This window comes from Variovorax sp. GW822-FHT04E09, assembly GCF_058800845.1.
In genome coordinates, this window is record NZ_JBXAMR010000003.1 from 626,219 (window position 1) to 644,130 (window position 17,912).

17 protein-coding genes are annotated in these 17,912 nt (G+C 68.3%); 5 read left to right on the forward strand and 12 right to left on the reverse strand.

The annotated features are described in order from the left end of the window. The first annotated feature begins 119 nt into the window (after positions 1 to 119). The 3 genes from AC1RL8_RS15155 to AC1RL8_RS15165 are packed head-to-tail and all read left to right on the forward strand — an operon-like array spanning position 120 to position 3,440. Positions 120 to 902 (forward strand): citryl-CoA lyase, encoded by a 783-nt coding sequence (locus AC1RL8_RS15155; RefSeq protein WP_492684687.1) that lies wholly within the window; start codon positions 120 to 122, stop codon positions 900 to 902. A gap of 5 nt (positions 903 to 907) precedes the next feature. Next, on the forward strand, positions 908 to 2,068 hold the full coding sequence (locus AC1RL8_RS15160) for an acyl-CoA dehydrogenase family protein (protein WP_492684688.1): 1,161 nt from the start codon (positions 908 to 910) through the stop codon (positions 2,066 to 2,068). Positions 2,069 to 2,078: 10 nt separating this feature from the next. Beyond that, positions 2,079 to 3,440 (forward strand): MmgE/PrpD family protein, encoded by a 1,362-nt coding sequence (locus AC1RL8_RS15165; RefSeq protein ID WP_492684689.1) that lies wholly within the window; start codon positions 2,079 to 2,081, stop codon positions 3,438 to 3,440. Positions 3,441 to 3,446: 6 nt separating this feature from the next. On the opposite strand, the gene AC1RL8_RS15170 is transcribed toward AC1RL8_RS15165, so the two are convergent. From AC1RL8_RS15170 to yaaA, 10 genes are all read right to left on the reverse strand, one after another. Beyond that, entirely contained in the window at positions 3,447 to 4,157 is a 711-nt protein-coding gene (locus tag AC1RL8_RS15170; RefSeq protein WP_492684690.1) for an arylmalonate decarboxylase, read from the reverse strand. 1 nt (position 4,158) lies between these two features. Continuing rightward, positions 4,159 to 5,142 (reverse strand): Bug family tripartite tricarboxylate transporter substrate binding protein, encoded by a 984-nt coding sequence (locus AC1RL8_RS15175; RefSeq protein WP_257214691.1) that lies wholly within the window; start codon positions 5,140 to 5,142, stop codon positions 4,159 to 4,161. 100 nt (positions 5,143 to 5,242) lie between these two features. Continuing rightward, positions 5,243 to 6,397: a mandelate racemase/muconate lactonizing enzyme family protein gene (locus AC1RL8_RS15180; protein ID WP_159275556.1), complete on the reverse strand. Its 1,155-nt coding sequence runs from the start codon at positions 6,395 to 6,397 to the stop codon at positions 5,243 to 5,245. Positions 6,398 to 6,512: 115 nt separating this feature from the next. Beyond that, a complete protein-coding gene (locus AC1RL8_RS15185; protein ID WP_099795466.1) occupies positions 6,513 to 7,400 on the reverse strand; it encodes a LysR family transcriptional regulator in 888 nt (295 codons plus the stop codon). A gap of 20 nt (positions 7,401 to 7,420) precedes the next feature. Continuing rightward, positions 7,421 to 8,311, reverse strand: a complete 891-nt coding sequence (locus AC1RL8_RS15190; RefSeq protein WP_489057864.1) for a LysR family transcriptional regulator — start codon at positions 8,309 to 8,311, stop codon at positions 7,421 to 7,423. Positions 8,312 to 8,406: 95 nt separating this feature from the next. Then, positions 8,407 to 9,312, reverse strand: coding sequence for an SDR family NAD(P)-dependent oxidoreductase (locus tag AC1RL8_RS15195; protein ID WP_070062159.1), 906 nt, complete (start codon positions 9,310 to 9,312; stop codon positions 8,407 to 8,409). Positions 9,313 to 9,454: 142 nt separating this feature from the next. Further along, the gene (gene queF / locus AC1RL8_RS15200) at positions 9,455 to 10,336 is read right to left on the reverse strand and encodes an NADPH-dependent 7-cyano-7-deazaguanine reductase QueF (protein ID WP_492684691.1); all 882 of its coding nucleotides are present in this window, start codon (positions 10,334 to 10,336) and stop codon (positions 9,455 to 9,457) included. Further along, the gene (locus tag AC1RL8_RS15205) at positions 10,333 to 11,232 is read right to left on the reverse strand and encodes an alpha/beta fold hydrolase (protein ID WP_492684692.1); all 900 of its coding nucleotides are present in this window, start codon (positions 11,230 to 11,232) and stop codon (positions 10,333 to 10,335) included. The genes queF and AC1RL8_RS15205 overlap by 4 nt, the downstream gene beginning before the upstream one ends. A gap of 19 nt (positions 11,233 to 11,251) precedes the next feature. After that, positions 11,252 to 12,094, reverse strand: coding sequence for a 2OG-Fe(II) oxygenase (locus tag AC1RL8_RS15210; protein ID WP_492684693.1), 843 nt, complete (start codon positions 12,092 to 12,094; stop codon positions 11,252 to 11,254). A gap of 153 nt (positions 12,095 to 12,247) precedes the next feature. Further along, complete coding sequence (gene yaaA, locus AC1RL8_RS15215; protein WP_492684694.1) at positions 12,248 to 13,033, reverse strand: peroxide stress protein YaaA; 786 nt, start codon at positions 13,031 to 13,033, stop codon at positions 12,248 to 12,250. Positions 13,034 to 13,138: 105 nt separating this feature from the next. Between yaaA and AC1RL8_RS15220 the strand changes: the two genes are divergently transcribed. Next, positions 13,139 to 16,009 (forward strand): valine--tRNA ligase, encoded by a 2,871-nt coding sequence (locus AC1RL8_RS15220; protein ID WP_492684695.1) that lies wholly within the window; start codon positions 13,139 to 13,141, stop codon positions 16,007 to 16,009. A gap of 103 nt (positions 16,010 to 16,112) precedes the next feature. Further along, entirely contained in the window at positions 16,113 to 17,006 is an 894-nt protein-coding gene (galU, locus tag AC1RL8_RS15225; RefSeq protein WP_492684696.1) for a UTP--glucose-1-phosphate uridylyltransferase GalU, read from the forward strand. A gap of 67 nt (positions 17,007 to 17,073) precedes the next feature. Here galU and AC1RL8_RS15230 read toward each other — a convergent pair whose 3' ends face one another. Further along, the gene (locus AC1RL8_RS15230) at positions 17,074 to 17,301 is read right to left on the reverse strand and encodes a sulfurtransferase TusA family protein (protein ID WP_056572272.1); all 228 of its coding nucleotides are present in this window, start codon (positions 17,299 to 17,301) and stop codon (positions 17,074 to 17,076) included. After that, complete coding sequence (locus tag AC1RL8_RS15235; RefSeq protein WP_056572274.1) at positions 17,291 to 17,866, reverse strand: NUDIX domain-containing protein; 576 nt, start codon at positions 17,864 to 17,866, stop codon at positions 17,291 to 17,293. Before AC1RL8_RS15235 ends, AC1RL8_RS15230 begins: the two co-directional genes overlap by 11 nt. Between the last annotated feature and the right edge of the window lie 46 nt (positions 17,867 to 17,912).

Here is a 17,912-nt window from a genome sequence, read left to right on the forward strand (position 1 = left end):
TTGCAATGACGAGTCGCAGCGTGCCCGAAGACCTCGCCGACGGGCATTCGCGATTGCGGAAGGGAGGGTTTCGCAATCACTGAGCGCCTGCGGGCGCGTGCGGGGATAGATTTGCGGCCATGACAAAGATCAAGAAATCCCTGCACACCGACCTCGGCCACAGCACGCCCGACAAGATCACCGTGCGCGGGCGCGACCTGCCCTCGGAAATCCTCGGCCACCTCAACCTGGGCGACATGGCCTTCCTGGAGCTGACGGGCCGCATCCCGACGCCGCAGGAGTCCGTGACCTTCAACGCCATCGTCGTCACGCTGGTGGAGCACGGCGTGACGCCCAGCGCGCTGGCCGCGCGGCTTACCTACGCCGGCGCGCCCGAAGCCCTGCAGGCCGCCGTGGCCGCCGGCCTGTGCGGGCTGGGCACGGTGTTCGTGGGCAGCACCGAGGGCGCCGCGAAGATGCTGTACGAGGCCATTCCCTTCGGCGAGAAGCCGAGCCGTCCGCTGGCCGACATGGCCAAGGACATCGTGGCCGACCACCGCGCGCGCAAGATCATCGTGCCGGGCCTGGGCCATCCGCTGCACAAGCCGATCGACCCGCGCACGCCGCGCCTCTTTCAGATCGCGGCCGAGAACGGGCTCTCCAGCCACTACGTCGCGCTGATGCAGGCGGTGCAGGACGAGGCCGAGCGCGTGTCGGGCAAATCGCTGCCGATCAATGCCACCGGCGCCATCGGCGCCATTGCGGCCGAGTTCGGCTTTCCGTGGAAGATCATCCGCGGCTTCGGCGTGATGGCGCGCGCCATCGGCCTCGTGGGCCACATCCTCGAGGAGATCGATGACCCGATGGCCATCGAGATCTGGCAACGCGTCGAAAAGGAAGCGGGTGGCCCCCGCCAGGACTGAACACGATGATCGCTACCGACAACCGATTCCCCGACATCCGCGACGCCGTGCGCGACCTGTGCGCGCAGTTTCCCAACGAGTACTTCCGCAAGGTCGACGAGGCGCGCGGCTACCCCGCCGAGTTCGTCGACGCGCTCACGAAGGCCGGCTGGATGGCCGCGCTGATCCCGCAGGAGTACGGCGGCTCGGGCCTGGGCCTGACTGAAGCCTCGGTGATCATGGAAGAGATCAACCGCTGCGGCGGCAACTCGGGCGCCTGCCACGGCCAGATGTACAACATGGGCACGCTGCTGCGCCACGGCAGCGAGGCGCAGAAGCGCCAGTACCTGCCCAAGATCGCCAGCGGCGACTTGCGCCTGCAGTCGATGGGCGTGACCGAGCCGACCACCGGCACCGACACCACGAAGATCAAGACCACGGCCGTGAAGAAGGGCGACCGCTATGTCATCAACGGGCAGAAGGTGTGGATCTCTCGCATCCAGCATTCGGACTTGATGATCTTGCTGGCGCGCACCACGCCGCTGGCCGATGTGAAGAAGAAGTCGGAAGGCATGTCGATCTTCATCGTCGACCTGCGCGACGCCATCGGCAAGGGCATGACGGTGCGGCCCATTCTCAACATGGTGAACCACGAGACCAACGAGCTGTTCTTCGAGAACCTCGAGATCCCGGCCGAGAACCTCATCGGCGAGGAAGGCCAGGGCTTCAAGTACATCCTCGATGGCCTGAATGCCGAGCGCACGCTGATCGCGGCCGAGTGCATCGGCGACGGCTACTGGTTCATCGACAAGGTCACGGCCTACACGAAGGACCGCGTGGTGTTCGGCCGCCCCATCGGGCAGAACCAGGGCGTGCAGTTCCCGATTGCCGAAGCCTTCATCGAGACCGAGGCCGCGAACCTGATGCGCTACGAGGCCTGCCGCCTGTTCGACGCGCGCCAGCCCTGCGGCGCGCAGGCCAACATGGCGAAGTACCTCGCGGCCAAGGCGAGCTGGGAGGCGGCCAATGCGTGCCTGCAGTTCCACGGCGGCTTCGGCTTTGCGTGCGAATACGACATCGAGCGCAAGTTCCGCGAGACGCGGCTGTACCAGGTGGCGCCGATCTCGACCAACCTCATCCTGAGCTACGTGGCGGAGCACATGCTCGGCCTGCCACGCTCGTTCTGAAGGACTGCACATGAACGCCATCGACCACCCCAGCAAGGTGCTCGCGACCTTCGCGGCCGAGCTGAAGTTCGCCGACATTCCCGCGCCCGTGCTGCGCCGCACCGAAGACCTGATGCTCGACTGGCTCGGCTCGGTGCTCGCGGCCCGCACGGCGCGGCCGATACGCAGCATCGAACGCTTCGCGCAGATGATGGGCCCCGCTGAAGGCCCGAGCGAAATCCTCACTTCGCGGCGCACCAGCTCGCCGCTGTTCGCGGCGATGGTCAACGCGGCGGCCTCGCACTACGTGGAGCAGGACGACGTGCACAACGGCTCGGTGTTCCACCCGGCCGCCGTGGTCATCGCACCCGCGCTGGCCGTGGCGCAAAGCCTCGGCGCCAGCGGCGCGCAGCTGCTGACGGCCGTGGTCGCGGGCTACGAGGTGGGCATCCGCGTCGGCGAGTTCCTCGGCCGATCGCACTACCGCACCTTCCACACCACGGCGACGGCGGGCACGCTCGCTGCAGCCGCGGCGGTGGGGCGCCTGCTCGAGTTGTCGCCGCAGCAGATGCTGCATGCCTTCGGCTCGGCCGGCACGCAGTCGGCCGGTGTGTGGGAGTTCCTGCGCGACGCGGCCGACTCGAAGCAGCTGCACTGCGCACACGCGGCGGCGAGCGGGCTGATGTCGGCCTACCTCGCGCAGGACGGCTTCACGGGCGCGGCGAAGATCCTCGAAGGCGCGCAGGGGCTGGGCGTGGGCATGTCGAGCGACGCCGATCCGGCCAAGCTCACCGACGGCCTGGGCACACGCTGGACGCTGGCCGAAACCTCGTTCAAGTACCACGCCTCCTGCCGCCACACGCACCCGGCCGCCGACGCGCTGCTGCAGGTGATGGAACAGAACCAGCTCCAACCGGCCGACGTGTCCCGGGTCACGACCCACGTGCACCAGGGCGCCATCGACGTGCTGGGCCGCGTGACGGTGCCCGCCACGGTGCACCAGGGCAAGTTCTCGATGGGCACGGTGCTGGGCCTCATCGCCGTGCACGGCCGTGCGGGCCTGGGCGAGTTCGACCGCGACTTTCTCTCGCCCGAGGTCTCGGCCTTCCGCGAGAAGGTGACGATGGCGCTCGACGACGAGGTCGACACCGCCTACCCCGCGCGCTGGATCGGCAAGGTCAGCGTGCACACCGCCGACGGCCGCACGCTGGCCGGCCGCGTCGACGAGCCCAAGGGCGACCCCGGCAACAGCCTGAGCCGCGCCGAGATCGAGGACAAGATGCAGCGCCTGGCGCACTACGGCGAAGGCGCGACGGCCGACGAAGCGAAGGCGCTGTGCGAGCGCGTCTGGCAGCTCGCCGACACGGCCCGCGTGGGCCGCTGGCTCGGCTGACGCCGCTCAGGCAAACAGCCGGCCCTGCCCCGGCGAGCGCGCATCGAGCCCGGCGGTGCGCACGAGGTCCCAGAAGCCCGCGGGCGAGCTGGACACCACGGGCACCCGCAGGCGCGCCTCGACCTCGCGCACGGCATCGAGCGTGACGAGGCCGCCGCACGAGATGAGCAGGCCGTCGGCGCCGGGCTGGTCGTCGAACACCTTCAGGCACAGGTCGACCAGCACTTCGGTCGACACCTGGCCCACGGCCTGCACGTCGGAGATGGCCAGGCCTTCGAGTGCCAGCGGTTCGAAGTCGCTCTGTTCGAGGTAGGTGCGCAGCTGCGTGTTGACCTCGTCGATGTAGGCCGTGGCGACGGCCACGCGCCGCACCTTCAGGTGGTGCAGGCCCGCGAGGATGGCGTCGCTCATCGTCGTGCAGGGCAGGCCCGTGGCCTGTTCCATCTCGCGCTTCAGCTGGCGGGTGAAGGCGACGCCGCGAAAGAAGCTCAGCGAGGTGCCCATGAGGGAGACGGCGCTGGCGCCCTCTTCCTTCAACTCCAGCGCCTTGCCGATGACCGAGTCGATCACCTCGGTGTAGCCGCGCGTGGAGATTTCGCCGAGGCCCAGGCCTTTGGCGCTGAAGCGGATGCGATCGCCGTAGAGCAGCGGGCCGTCCACCGGCACGGCGCCGGCTGCGGGAGGAACGATGAGGCCGAGATGGGGCTGTTGTGTCACCTCAGTTCCCCTCCGCCACGATGCGCTGGTCCGTGATGATGCGTTTCCATCGCGTCGTTTCCTCCGCCATGTCCTTGCCCAGCTGGGCCGGCGTGGCGTAGGCGCGCAGCGTGCCTTGCGCGGCGGCGGCCGTGCCCGTCTCGGGCATGTCGAGCACGGTCTTCACGGCGGCCGAGAGCTTGTCGACCACGTCGTTGGGCGTGCCCGCCGGGGCGAGCAGGAAGATGCGCGGCGCGACGTCGAAGCCCGGCAGCGCCTCGGCCAGCGGTGCCACGCCTTCGGCGCCTTCGAGCTTCGCGTTGTTCAGCAACGCCAGCGCGCGCAGCTTGCCGGCCTTCGACTGCGCCATGGCGGCGGTGGCGCTCACCACGCCCAGCGGCACCTGGCCGCCGACCACGTCGGGCACGATCTGCGCCGCGCCCCGGTACGGCACATGCACCACGAACGCGCCGGTGGATTGCTTGAGCATCTCGAAGCCCAGGTGCTGCACGGTGCCGACACCCGACGACGCGTAGGAGTAGCGGCCCGGGTGCGCCTTGAGTTCCTTGACGAGTTCGGCGGGCGTCTTGGCGGGAAAGTCGTTGCCCGCGACGATCATCAGCGGCGACACGAAGGCGCCAGCCACGGGCTTGAAGCTGGTCAGCGGATCGATGGCGATCTTCGGCTGCAGCAGCTTGGCGATGAGCAAGGCGCTGTCGCCCATCATCAGCGTGTAGCCGTCGGGCGGCGCCTTGGCGACGAGGTCGGCCGCGATGAGGCCGGTGGCGCCGGTGCGGTTTTCGACCAGAACCTGCTGGCCCAGCACCGCGGGCAGGCGCGCGCTGAGCATGCGCGCGACGGCATCGACACCGCCGCCGGCCGAGTAGCCGACGACGATGCGGATGGGCTTGTCGGGAAACTTCTGCGCCCACGCGGCGGGTGCGGCGGCCAGCAGGCCGGCCAGGGCCAGGGCGGCCTGCAGGGCATGCCGGCGCGATGGCCGCATGGCGTCTCTTCTTCTGTCGTTCATCTTGTCTCCGTGGTGGTCGGGATGCGCCGGCCGTCTGCGCGGCCTGGTCGTGGTCGGAAGTGTCGTCGGGTGGCGCTCAGGCCTTGCCTTTCCCGTGCGAGGTCGGCAGCTTCGCGAGTTCGCGCACGCGCTCGGCGTTGGGCGTGAAGCCCAGGCCCGGCGCCTCGGGCAGCGTGAGCCAGCCCTGGTCGGGCACGGGCAGGCCGTCGAAGATCTGCTTGAGCATCTGCACCGCGACGTAGTGGTACTCGACCAGCCCGCCGTTGGACACGCCCGCATGCAGGTGCATGTTGTGGAAGGGCCAGGCGCCGCCGTTGTCGATCGGCACGTTGAAGGCCGCAGCCATGCCCGCGATCTTCAGGCACTGCGAGTAGCCGCCCGAGATGGTCACGTTGGGCTGCAGCACGTCGGCCGCCTGGTTCACCAGCAGGTCGCGAAAGCGAAAGGCCAGGCCCTCGTTCTGCCCGCAGGCCAGCGGAATGCGCGTGCGCGCGCGCAGCTGGGCCATCTGGCGCACGTCGTTCTGCGTGAGCGGCTCCTCGAAGAAGCTGATGCCGTAGGGCTCGATGCGGTGCGCGAGTTCGGTGGCGTGGAACAGGTCGAGGCCGCAGTTGGCGTCGACGTACAGCTTGACGTCGGGGCCCACGGCCTCGCGCACGGCGGCCACGCGGCGCACGTCTTCGGCAATGACCTCGTCGAGCGGGCGCGGCTCGTCGCGGCGCGCCAGCGCGTGGTTGCCCACGGTCATCTTCAGGCGCTGGAAGCCCTGCGACACCCACAGCTTGGCGGCGGCGGCGAGCTGGTCGCGCTCGAAGAAGCCGAAGCCGAAGGTGGCGTACACCGGCACCTTCGCGCGCGCGCCGCCGAACAGGCGCCACAGCGGCTGGCCCAGCGCCTTGCCCTTCAGGTCCCACAGCGCGATGTCGAGCGCAGCGATGGCGTGGCTCGCATAGCCGGTCTGGCCGCGCGGCGAGAGCAGCCAGTAGAGCTTCTCCCACAGGCGCTCGGTGGCCATCGGGTCTTCGCCGATCAGCGCGGGGCCGGCCACTTCGCGCACGGCGGCGGCAATGATTTCTTCTTCGGTGATGGCCGTCATGCCGTGGCCGACGAGGCCGGTGTCGGTCTCGATCTCGGTGAGGCACAGCGACAGCGAGGTCTGCTTGTTCAGGCCGACCACGTCGATGGTCACGGGAATGTTCAGCGGCGTGGCGCTGACGCGGATGATCTTCAAGGGTGTCTCCTTTGGTGTGCCCGCATCTTTGCGCGAGGGCCGCAGGAGAACAATTCGTTTTTGGCGAGTTCGAGCCTTCGCGCGACGCGAAGGCTCGCCGCCCGATAGCCTCAGTTCAGTCGGGGCGGCCGAGGTGTTCGAGCACCGAGCGCGCAGCGGCCGTGAGCTCCTGCTGGCGGCGCACGCACAGCAGGTGGCGGCGCAGCGCCCAGGGCGCATCGAGCTTGAGGCAGCGCAGCTTGAGGATCTGCAGCTGCGGCAGGATGGCCGCATAGGGCAACACGCCGATGCCCACGCCCTGCTCCACCATGCGGCAGACCATGTCGAAGCTGCCCACCTGCATGCGCACCTTGAGCGGCACCTGGGCCTCGAGCGCGGCGGCCAGCAGCACGCGGTGCAGCGCCGTGCCTTCGCGCACCACGATATGGTCGTGGCGCAGCACCTCGGCCACATCGATGCGCTTGCGGCGCGCCAGCGGGTGGTCGCGCGCGACCACCACGGCCAGCTCGTCGGTGCGGTAGGGCAGGCATTCGAGGCCGTCGGCGGGCGTCTGGCCCTCGATCACGCCGATGTCGGCCAGGCCGGCCTGCACGGCCTTGACCACCTCGGTGCTGGCGCGCTCCTGCAGGTCGATCTTGAGCACCGGGTGCAGGCGCAGGAACGAGCCGATCTGCGCCGGCAGGAACTGCGCGATGGTCGAGGCGTTGGCCGTGATACTGACCACGCCCGCCACGCCGTTCTGGAAATCGTCGAGCTCGGCGCCCAGCCGGTCCATGGCCGAGAGCACGGCGCGCGCATGCAGGAGAAGCCCATGGCCGGCCGAGGTGAGCGTGACGCCGCGCGCATGGCGCACCAGCAGCGGCAACCGGGCGCGCGCCTCGAGGTCGGAGATGCGCTTGCTCGCAGCGGCGAGCGCAATGTGGCAGCGCTTGGCGCCTTCGCTGATGCTGCCGTGGTCGGACACGGCCACGAACAGGCGCAGCGATTTCAGGTCGGCGGACATGCGGCTTCGTTCACGCCTTCTCAGGGCGCCACGAGGTGGTCGAACAGTTCGCGCGCCGACGCCGGCAGTTGCTCGCGGTCGCGCGCGATGAGCTTGAGTTCGCGTTCGGCCCATGCGTCGCTCAAGGGCACCGTGGCGATCCGCATCGCCATCGACAGCCGCTGCGCCGACGACGAGGGCAGCACGCCGACGCCCACGCCCGCTTCGATCATCAGGCAGATGGCCTCGAAGCTGCTGACTTGGATGCGCGGGTTGAAGCCGCGCCCCGCGAGTTCGGCGCGGCGCTGCAGGAAGCGATGGATGGCGCTGCCGTGGTGCAGGCCGACGTGCTGTTCGTCGAGCGTGTCGACAAAGGCCACCGAGGGCGCGCCCGCGAGGTGGTGCGTGGCCGGCACGACCAGCACGAGGTGGTTGCGCCCGAACGGGCGCGCATCGAACTCGCCGGTGTGCACGTCGCCCGCGAGGATGCCGATGTCGGCTTCGCCGTCGGCCACGGCGCGCACGATTTCTTCGCTCAGGTACTCGCGCAGGTCGACCTGCACGGCCGGGTGCTGCGTGAGAAAGCCCGCGAGCTTCTGCGGCAGGTACTCGGTGATCGAGGTGGTGTTGGCGAACACGCGCACATGGCCCTTGATGCCCTTGCCGAAGTCCTGCATGTCGCAGCGCAGGTGCTCCATCTGCTGCATCACGCGCTTGGCGTGGTACAGCACGGCCTGCCCCGCCGCCGTGAGGCTCACGCCCTGCGCACTGCGGTGCAGCAGCTTGCCGCCCACCGCCTCTTCCATCTGCTTGATGCGCGTGGACGCGGCGGCCAGCGAGATGCAGGCCTTCTCGGCGCCGCGCGTGAGGCTGCGCGCGTCCGCCACGTAGACGAACAGTTTCAGGTCGAACAGGTCGAAGTGCAGGTTCACCGGGCGGGCACGAAGGAAGCGGGAGGAACGCGCATTGTCCGGCGAACGGCGTCGCCTGCAGCCGCTTGCGGGTTTGTCCTCATGCCCTCATGTCTTCAGACCGGGTCCCAACTGAACACGTCGGCCGAGCGGTCCAGCGGGAAGAAACTGGCGCGCATCGCGGGCATGGCGTGCTCGGCGATGCTCTCGGGCGTCCAGCCTTCCGAGCGGTGGATGGAGCGCACCGGGCGCGGCTGGCTGATGAGCGAGATCTCGTTGTTGCGCACCGAGAAGATCTGCCCGTTGACCGCGGCGGCCGCATCGCTCGCCAGGTACACCGCGAGCGGCGCCACCTTGGCGGGCGTCATCTGCTTGATCTTGTCGACGCGGGCGCGCTGCTCGTCGGTGTCGGTGGGAATGGCGCCGATCATGCGGCTCCAGGCGAAGGGCGCAATGCAGTTGGAGCGCACGTTGAACTTGAGCATGTCCAGCGCGATGGACTTCGACAGCGCCGCGATGCCGAGCTTGGCCGCCGCGTAGTTGGCCTGGCCGAAGTTGCCGATCAGGCCCGAGGTGGAGGTCATGTGCACCAGCGCGCCCGAATTCTGTTCCTTGAAGTGCGTCGCGGCCGCGCGGCTCACGAAGTAGGCGCCGTACAGGTGAACCTTGATCACCGCGTCCCACTCGTCGACCGACATCTTGTGGAAGAACCGGTCGCGCAGGATGCCCGCGTTGTTCACCACCGCATCGATGCGCCCGAAGCTGTCGACCGCGCATTCCACGATGCGCCCCGCACTCGCGGCATCGGCCACACTGTCGGTGTTGGGCACGGCCTGCCCGCCCGCCGCACGAATCTCCTCGACCACCTGCTGCGCCGGCCCGGCACTGCCGCCCGCGCCGTCGAGCCCCGCACCGATGTCGTTGACCACCACCTTCGCGCCATGCCGCGCCATCGCGAGCGCGATGTCCCGCCCGATGCCGCCGCCCGCGCCGGTGACGACGACCACTTTGCCTTCAACCATGTGTCTTGCCTCTGCTTCGGATGTTCGTTCGCCCGCGAGTTCGCGGGGGAATTTCAGAATGCCACAGGGGGGCGCCTGCGAGTTCAGGAATTCCGAAGAGGGGCTTAAGCCGCGGCTGTGCACGACCGACTGCGGATTGCCGTTACTGCCGCGCCGTGCGGATGTTCGGCGGCAGCGCCTGCGGCCAGCTCGTGCGGAACGGGTTGATGTCCAGCCCGCCGCGCCGCGTGTAGCGCGCATACACCGCGAGCTTGGTCGGCTGGCACTGGCGCCAGATGTCCGTGAACATGCGCTCGGCGCAGGGCTCGTGGAACTCGTTGTGGTTGCGGAAGCTCACGATGTACGCCAGCAGGCCGGCCTGGTCGATGGGCGGGCCGCTGTAGCGGATCTGCACGCTGCCCCAGTCGGGCTGGCCGGTGACGAGGCAGTTGCTCTTCAGAAGCCGGCTGGTGAGGGTTTCGTTCACGTGCACCTGCGTCGTGTCGCTGCTCAGCAGCTCGGGCGCGGGCTGGTAGTGGGTGCATTCGATGTCGAGGCGGTCGAGGTCCAGGCCGTCGATCTCGTGCACGGGCTCGCGGTCGAACAGGTCGGGCGTGAGCAGCTTCACGCCGATGCCGGCCGACTGGTCGCTGCCGCGCCATGCGGCTTCGGCGAGGTCGGTGCGCAGGTGCTCGCGCACCGCATCGATGCTGGCGAAGGTGCTGTTGTTGAAGCTGTTGAGGTACAGCTTGAACGACTTGCTCTCGATGATGTTGGGCGTTTCGCACGGGATGGTGAAGTGCGCGATGGCCACCTGCGGCTTGCCGCGCGGGTTCAGCCAGCTCAGCTCGAAGGCGGTCCAGAGGTCGGCGCCGAAGAAGGGCAAGGCGCCGGCCTGGATGCCCATGGCTTCGCGCTGCGTGGTGCGAGCGATGGGGAACAGCAGGCTCGGGTCGTACTTGTCGGCGTAGGCCGAGGCGCGGCCGAGCTGCGACTGTTCGGGGGTGTTGGGGTTCGTGTTGGGGTTGGCGGGGTCGTGGCTCATGGGGCGGTTCCGGCATCCGCCGCGTGTGCGAACGGAGCGATGTGGTGGGCGAGGATCGTGCAGACCTCGGGCGGCAGGTCGTGGCCCATGCCGGGCACGGCGATGAAGGTCGCCCCCGGAATGCGCTGCGCCGAATCCCGGCCGCAGGCGATGGGCACGAGCGCGTCGGCGTCGCCGTGCAGCACCAGCGTCGGGCGCTGGATGCGCGCCAGCACCTGGGGGCGGTCGTCGTCGGCGCCGATGGCGAGCATCTGGCGCATCAGGCCGGCCGGGTGGTAGGCGCGGCGCATGCTGAAGGTGAGGCGCGTGGCCAGTTGCTCGTCGGTCTGCGGGTAGGCCGGGCTCTGGATGAGCCGCAGCAGCTTGATGCTGTGCGCGACCAGCGCGGCCTCGTCGTGGCTGCGCGGGCGCCGCATGAGCATGGCCCCGACCTCGCGGCGCGGACCCGGCAGGCCGCGCGCGCCGCTGGAGCTCATGATGCTCACGAGGCTGGCGGTGCGCTGCGGCGCGGTGGCGGCGATGCGCTGCGCGATCATGCCGCCCATCGAGGCGCCGACGATGTGGGCGCGGGCAATGCCCAGCGCGTCGAGCACGCCGAGCGAATCGAGCGCCATGTCCTGCAGCGTGTAGGCGCTGCGCACCTTCAGGCCGATGCGGTGGCGGATGGTTTCCCACACGAGGTTGCCGGTGCCGAGGTGGTCGAAGCCCTGGCTCAGGCCGATGTCGCGGTTGTCGTGGCGCACCACGCGAAAGCCGGCGTCGACCAACTGCTGCACGAACGCGTCGGGCCACGCGACCAGCTGCATGCCCAGCCCCATGATCAGCAGGATGACGGGGCGCCCTTCGCCGCCGGTGTCGTCGACTTCGATCTGCAGGCCGTTGGCGGTGACTTTCATCGGTTCCTTGTTTTTCTTTTTACTTGAACTCGCGCTCGCGCAGCCACTTGGTGGCGACCCATTTCTCGCCCGCGAGCACCGGCGCGCCGCCGTGCAGCGTGCGGGTGGCGGGGTCGGGCCGGTCGTAGCTGAAGAACACGCCGGTGCCGCGCACCGGGGCCACTTCGAGCCCGATATCGGGGAAGGTGGTGGCGCCGCCCTGCTCGGGCTCCTGCAGGTACATCACGAGCGTGGCCACGCGCTGGCCGCCGCGCTTGAGGATGGTGGGCGTGCCGGGCTCGTGCGGGTCGAAGTAGTCGTAGTGCGGGCGGTACTGCGCGCCGGGCGCATAGCGCAGGATCTGCAGGCCCTCGCCGTACTCGAGCGGCCAGCGCAGCAGCATGGCCAGGCGCTGTTCGAGGCGCGCGACGATCTCGTTCTCGCCGCGCTCGAAGAACATGCCGTCGCTGGTGCGGTCGACGTTGAGCACCTCGCCGCCGGTGCGGGTCTCGACGGTGAGCGAGCGCGCCAGCCGCACGCGCGCGGCGGCGATCAGGCCTTCGCATTCCTCGACCGACAGCAGGTTGCCGAACACCACGACGCGCGGATGCCGCACGGTCTGCAGCACCTGCACGCGGCGGTCGCCGGCCTCGATGTACAGCGGCGCACCGTCCAGATCGGGGCCGGGCATCTCGGTGCGGGCCGGCGCCAGGGCCGCCGCGACATCGGGGAACCCGGCCTCCAGCTGGGCCAGCGCCAGGTCGGTGGCGGCATCCTGCCAGCCGGCCGCCCGCATCGACATGCGCAACGCGGGCACCGAATGGCCGGCCGCGAGCTGGGCCACCAGCCATTCGCGCAATTCCGGACTGATCGCTTGGGACATGTCAGTGCTCCTCCACTCTGCAATGAGACCCGCAACACATGACTCCACGCAGTTCTTCGCCAGAAACACCGCGGAACCGGCTTTGCCGGGCCGCTGGTGTTGCCCCCTGGAAGGGGGTTGGCGAAGCGACACGAAGTGCGCGCAGCCTGGGGGTCATGCTAGCTTTCTTCTGAACACCAGCCTTTCGGCTGTCGACGCTTGAGCGTCGAAACCATAACCTTCGAGGTCGAATTTTTCCAGCGCCTTGGGCGTGGCCGCCTGGTGCAACACGGCCCAGCGTGCCAGCAGGCCGCGGGCGCGCTTGGCGAAGAAGCTCACGATCTTGTACTTGTCGCCCTTCCATTCCTGGAACACGCATTCGACCACGCGCGCCTTGAGCACCTTCTGGTCGACCGACTTGAAGTACTCCTGCGAGGCGACGTTGATGACGACCGGCGTGCGGTCGGCCGCCAGGCGCTCGTTCAGGTGCTCGGCGATGCGCGAGCCCCAGAAGGCGTACAGGTCCTTGCCGTGGCGGTTGGCCAGCGCGGTGCCCATTTCGAGCCGGTAGGGCTGCAGGCGGTCCAGCGGGCGCAGCAGGCCGTACAGGCCGCTCAGGATGCCCACGTGGTCCTGCGCCCAGGCGAGCTGGGCGGGCGTGAGGCTGCGGGCGTCGAAGCCGCCGTAGACGTCGCCGTCGAAGGCGAAGGCGGCCTGGCGGGCGTTCTTGTCGGTGCTCTTGGACGACCAGGCGGCGTAGCGGGCCACGTTGAGGGCCGAGAGCTTGTCCGACAGGTGCATCAGCTCGGCGATGTCCTGGGGCGACTTCTCGCGCAGCAGCTTGATGAGTTCGACCGAGGGGCCGCGCGGGGCTTCGAAATGGGGTTGGGTGGCGGGGGTTTCGGAGGGGATGGGGGTGTCGTAGTCGAGCGACTTCGCAGGGGAAAGCAGGAACAGCATCAGTCGATTATGTGGGGCTGGGGTTTCCCCGGGCCGCCCCGGTAAAATCCCGGGCAATCCCACCCTGTCACCAACGGCACCCGAGGGTGCCGTTTTGCATTCCCCATGAGCGAACCTACCTCCCAGCCCGGCCTCGAGAGCCTGTCCAAATCGTTCGAACCCGCCGCCATCGAGGCGCACTGGGGCCCGGAATGGGAGCAGCGCGGCTACGCCAAGGCGGGCTTCCGCGGCACGCAGCAGCCCAAGGAAGGCGCCGAGTCGTTCGCGATCCAGCTGCCGCCGCCCAACGTCACGGGCACGCTGCACATGGGCCATGCGTTCAACCAGACGATCATGGACAGCCTCACGCGCTACCACCGCATGAAGGGCGCCAACACGCTGTGGGTGCCGGGCACCGACCACGCGGGCATCGCCACCCAGATCGTGGTGGAGCGCCAGCTGCAGGAACAGAAGGTCAGCCGCCACGACCTGGGCCGCAAGAACTTCGTGGCGCGCGTGTGGGAGTGGAAGGAAAAGTCGGGCAGCACCATCACCGAGCAGATGCGCCGCATGGGCGACACGGTCGACTGGAGCCGCGAGTACTTCACGATGGACGACGACCTCTCGAAGGTGGTCACGCACACCTTCGTGAAGCTGTATGAAGAAGGCCTGATCTACCGCGGCAAGCGCCTGGGCAACTGGGACCCGGTGCTCAAGACCTCGGTGAGCGACCTCGAAGTCGAGAGCGAAGAAGAAGACGGCTCGCTCTGGCACATCGCCTACCCGCTCGAAGACGGCAGCGGCACGCTCACGGTGGCCACCACCCGCCCCGAAACCATGCTCGGCGACACAGCCGTGATGGTCCACCCCGAAGACGAGCGCTACAAGCACCTGATCGGCCAGCGCGTGAAGCTGCCGCTGGTGGACCGGCTGATTCCCATCATTGCCGACGACTACGTCGACAAGGAATTCGGCACCGGCGTGGTCAAGGTCACGCCCGCGCACGACTACAACGACTATGCCGTGGGCCAGCGCCACAAGCTCGAGGTGATCGGCATCCTGACGCTGGACGCGACCATCAACGACAACGCGCCCGAAAAATACCGTGGCATGGACCGCTTCGTGGCGCGCAAGGCCATCGTGGCCGACCTCGAGGCGCTGGGCCTGCTGGTCGAGGTGAAGAAGCACCGCCTCATGGTGCCGCGCTGCGCGCGCTCGGGCGCCGTGGTCGAGCCGATGCTCACCGACCAGTGGTACGTGGCCATGACGCGCCCCGGCGCCGACGGCCAGTCGATCGCGCAGAAGGCCATCGACGTCGTGAAGTCGGGCGAGGTGCGCTTCGTGCCCGAGAACTGGGTCAACACCTACAACCACTGGATGGAGAACATCCAGGACTGGACGATTTCGCGCCAGCTCTGGTGGGGCCACCAGATTCCGGCCTGGTACGACGAAGACGGCAAGGTGTACGTGGCCGAGACCGAAGCCGAGGCGCAGGCCAAGGCGCCGGGCAAGACGCTCACGCGCGACGAAGACGTGCTCGACACCTGGTACTCGTCGGCGCTGGTGCCCTTCTCTTCGCTGGGCTGGCCCGAGAAGACGCAGGACCTAGCGCTGTACCTGCCCTCGACCGTGCTCGTGACGGGCTACGACATCATCTTCTTCTGGGTCGCCCGGATGATCATGATGACCAAGCACTTCATGGGCACTGTGCCGTTCAAGGACGTGTACATCCACGGCCTGGTGCGCGACGCCCAGGGCAAGAAGATGAGCAAGTCGGAAGGCAACGTGCTCGACCCGGTCGACCTGATCGACGGCATCGAATTGCCCGCGCTGCTCGACAAGCGCACGCAAGGCCTGCGCAAGCCCGAGACCGCACCGGCGGTGCGCAAGAACACGCAGAAGGAATTCCCCGAGGGCATTCCGGCCTTCGGCGCCGATGCGCTGCGCTTCACCTTTGCCTCGCTGGCTTCGCTCGGCCGCAGCATCAACTTCGACTCGAAGCGCTGCGAGGGCTATCGCAACTTCTGCAACAAGCTGTGGAACGCCACGCGCTTCGTGCTGATGAACTGCGAAGGCCAGGACTGCGGCCTGCTGGAGCACACGAAGGAAGACTGCCAGGTCGGCGGCAAGGCGCACGGCTACCTGAAGTTCAGCCGCGCCGACTTCTGGATCGTCTCGCAGCTGCAGCGCGTCGAGGCCGAAGTGGCCAAGGGCTTCGAGGAATACCGCCTGGACAACGTGGCCAACGCGATCTACCAGTTCGCCTGGGACGAGTTCTGCGACTGGTACCTGGAGATTGCCAAGGTGCAGATCCAGACCGGCGACGATGCGCAAAAACGCGCCACGCGCCGCACGCTGATCCGCGTGCTCGAAGCGCTGCTGCGCCTGGCGCACCCGATCATTCCGTTCATCACCGAAGAGCTGTGGCAGAAGGTCTCGAAGGTCGCGGGCCGTGAAGGCGCGTCGATCATGATCGCGGCCTACCCGCAGAGCCAGCCGGAGAAGATCGACGAAGCCGCCGAGGCGCATGTGGCGCGCCTGAAGGCGCTGGTCGACGCCTGCCGCACGCTGCGCGGCGAGATGAACGTGTCGCCCGCCACGCGCCTGCCGCTGTACGCGGTGGCCGACGACGCCGAAGGCGCAGCCTTCCTGCGCGATGCGGCCCCGGTGCTGCAGGCGCTGGCCAAGCTCAAGGAAGTGAAGGTGTTCGACGACGAGGCCTCGTGGCAGGCCGCCGCCGAAGCCGCGCCCGTGGCCGTCGTGGGTGCCACGCGCCTGTGCCTGCACATGGAGATCGACAAGGCGGCCGAGAAGCTGCGCATCGGCAAGGAAATTGCACGCATCGAGGGCGAGATCGCCAAGGTGCACGGCAAGCTCGGCAACGAGGCCTTCGTGGCCAAGGCGCCGCCCGCCGTGATCGAGCAGGAGCGCACGCGCCTGGTCGATTTCACCGCCACGCTGGAGCGCCTGCGCGACCAGCTTGTGCGCCTCGGCTGACAGACGCGGCCCGGGTGGGGGACTAGGATTTGGTCATCGGCTTCGCGCCGTAACCGTCCTCATCCCTCTCCTTTTTCCTGCATCCAACGACACTGAACTGCCCATGTCCACTTCTTCCCCGACGCGCATCCGCAAGGCCGTATTCCCTGTTGCAGGCTTCGGCACCCGCTTTCTGCCGGCCACCAAGGCCCAGCCGAAGGAAATGCTGCCGGTCGTCGACAAGCCGCTGATCCAGTACGCCGTCGAAGAAGCCTATGCCGCGGGCATCCGCGACATGATTTTTGTGACCGGGCGCAACAAGCGCGCGATCGAGGACCACTACGACACCGCCTACGAACTCGAAAGCCAGCTCGAAGCCAGCGGCAAGGACGCACTCCTTGAAATCGCCCGTTCGGTGTCGCCCGACGACATGACCTGCTCCTACGTGCGCCAGCCGCGCATGCTGGGCCTGGGCCACGCCGTGCTGTGCGCCGAGCACCTGGTGGGCAACGAGCCCTTCGCCGTGCTGCTGGCGGACGACCTGATGGTCGGCCCTGTCGGTGGCCAGCCGGTGCTGGCGCAGATGACCGAAGTCTTCGCGCGCCTGGGCGCCTCGGTGCTGGCCGTGCAAGAGGTGCCGCTGGAGCACGTCAAGCGCTACGGCATCGTGGCCGGCGAGAACGTGGAAGACGGCCTCGTGAAGGTCAACCGCATGGTCGAGAAGCCCAAGCCCGAAGACGCGCCCTCGCGCCTGGGTGTGGCCGGCCGCTACATCCTCACGCCCGGCGTGTTTGACGAGATCCGCAACCAGCCCAAGGGCGCGGGCGGCGAGATCCAGCTGACCGACGGCATCGCGGCACTGATGAAGAAGGAATCGGTCTACGCCTACTCGTACAAGGGCATCCGCTACGACTGCGGCAGCAAGGAAGGCTTCCTGCAGGCGTCGGTGGAGCTGGCGCTGGCGCACCCTGAAGTGGGCGAGCAGTTCCGCGAGTACCTCAAGAGCCTGAAGCTCTGAGGGCGCTGCAAAGCGCTGAAAACAAAAGGGGCCGCGAGGCCCCTTTTTCTTTTGCCGGTTGCCGACGCTAGCGCCGCTTCAGCACGTGGATGAAGTCGCTGCCCACGGTCTCCTGCGCCACCAGTTCGTTGCCGGTCTGGCGCGCAAAGGCCTGGAAGTCGCGCACCGAGCCCGGGTCGGTCGACACCACCTTCAGCAGCTGGCCGCTCGCCATGTCGTTGAGCGATTTCTTCGCCTTCAGGATCGGCAGCGGGCAGTTGAGGCCGCGCGTGTCGATTTCGCGGTCAACTTGCATTGCCAGGCTCCGGCGGCAGGTTCAGGCCGCGGCGACGCTCTTCGTTTTCCGCGGCAGTGAAGAACACCGGCTCGTGGCCGCGCGTGCGCAGCCAGTCGGCCAGCGCATAGCCGGTGCCGGCGGGCCAGCACCGCAGGTCGGGCAGGTCGTAGAGGCGGTAGTCCACCAGCTCGGGCGAGAGCTTCACCTCGCCGTCGGCCACCACGTGGTACGCGATGATGATCTGGTTCATGCGCTGGAAGTCGTAGGCCCCGACGAGCTTGGCGGCGCTGACGTCCAGGTTGGTCTCTTCCTTGACCTCGCGCGCGATGCCCTCCTCGGGCGTCTCGCCGGCCTCCATGAAGCCGGTGATGAGCGCAAACATCTTGCCCGGCCAGGCCGCATTGCGCGCCAGCAGCACCTGGCCGCGGTACTCGACGATGGCCGCCAGCACGGGCGTGGGGTTGTTCCAGTGCGTGTGGCCGCAGTTGGGGCAGCGCAGGCGCTCCTTGGGACCGCCGTCTTCCATCAACGCGATCCATTCGAGCGGGGTGGCGCAGGCCTGGCAGAACTTGGGGTGGGGCATGGGAAGTCTCTGTTCTTTTTCTCGGGCGTGCGGCGCCCCGTGGGCG

Excerpts from the sequence above, each read along its gene's own strand:
- AC1RL8_RS15155 (WP_492684687.1), top strand. The coding sequence starts at position 120 with ATGACAAAGATCAAGAAATCCCTGCACACCGACCTCGGCCACAGCACG.
- AC1RL8_RS15160 (WP_492684688.1), top strand. The coding sequence starts at position 908 with ATGATCGCTACCGACAACCGATTCCCCGACATCCGCGACGCCGTGCGC.
- AC1RL8_RS15165 (WP_492684689.1), top strand. The coding sequence starts at position 2,079 with ATGAACGCCATCGACCACCCCAGCAAGGTGCTCGCGACCTTCGCGGCC.
- AC1RL8_RS15175 (WP_257214691.1), bottom strand. The coding sequence starts at position 5,142 with ATGCGGCCATCGCGCCGGCATGCCCTGCAGGCCGCCCTGGCCCTGGCC.
- AC1RL8_RS15185 (WP_099795466.1), bottom strand. The coding sequence starts at position 7,400 with ATGTCCGCCGACCTGAAATCGCTGCGCCTGTTCGTGGCCGTGTCCGAC.
- AC1RL8_RS15195 (WP_070062159.1), bottom strand. The coding sequence starts at position 9,312 with ATGGTTGAAGGCAAAGTGGTCGTCGTCACCGGCGCGGGCGGCGGCATC.
- queF (WP_492684691.1), bottom strand. The coding sequence starts at position 10,336 with ATGAGCCACGACCCCGCCAACCCCAACACGAACCCCAACACCCCCGAA.
- AC1RL8_RS15205 (WP_492684692.1), bottom strand. The coding sequence starts at position 11,232 with ATGAAAGTCACCGCCAACGGCCTGCAGATCGAAGTCGACGACACCGGC.
- AC1RL8_RS15210 (WP_492684693.1), bottom strand. The coding sequence starts at position 12,094 with ATGTCCCAAGCGATCAGTCCGGAATTGCGCGAATGGCTGGTGGCCCAG.
- yaaA (WP_492684694.1), bottom strand. The coding sequence starts at position 13,033 with ATGCTGTTCCTGCTTTCCCCTGCGAAGTCGCTCGACTACGACACCCCC.
- AC1RL8_RS15220 (WP_492684695.1), top strand. The coding sequence starts at position 13,139 with ATGAGCGAACCTACCTCCCAGCCCGGCCTCGAGAGCCTGTCCAAATCG.
- galU (WP_492684696.1), top strand. The coding sequence starts at position 16,113 with ATGTCCACTTCTTCCCCGACGCGCATCCGCAAGGCCGTATTCCCTGTT.
- AC1RL8_RS15230 (WP_056572272.1), bottom strand. The coding sequence starts at position 17,301 with ATGCAAGTTGACCGCGAAATCGACACGCGCGGCCTCAACTGCCCGCTG.
- AC1RL8_RS15235 (WP_056572274.1), bottom strand. The coding sequence starts at position 17,866 with ATGCCCCACCCCAAGTTCTGCCAGGCCTGCGCCACCCCGCTCGAATGG.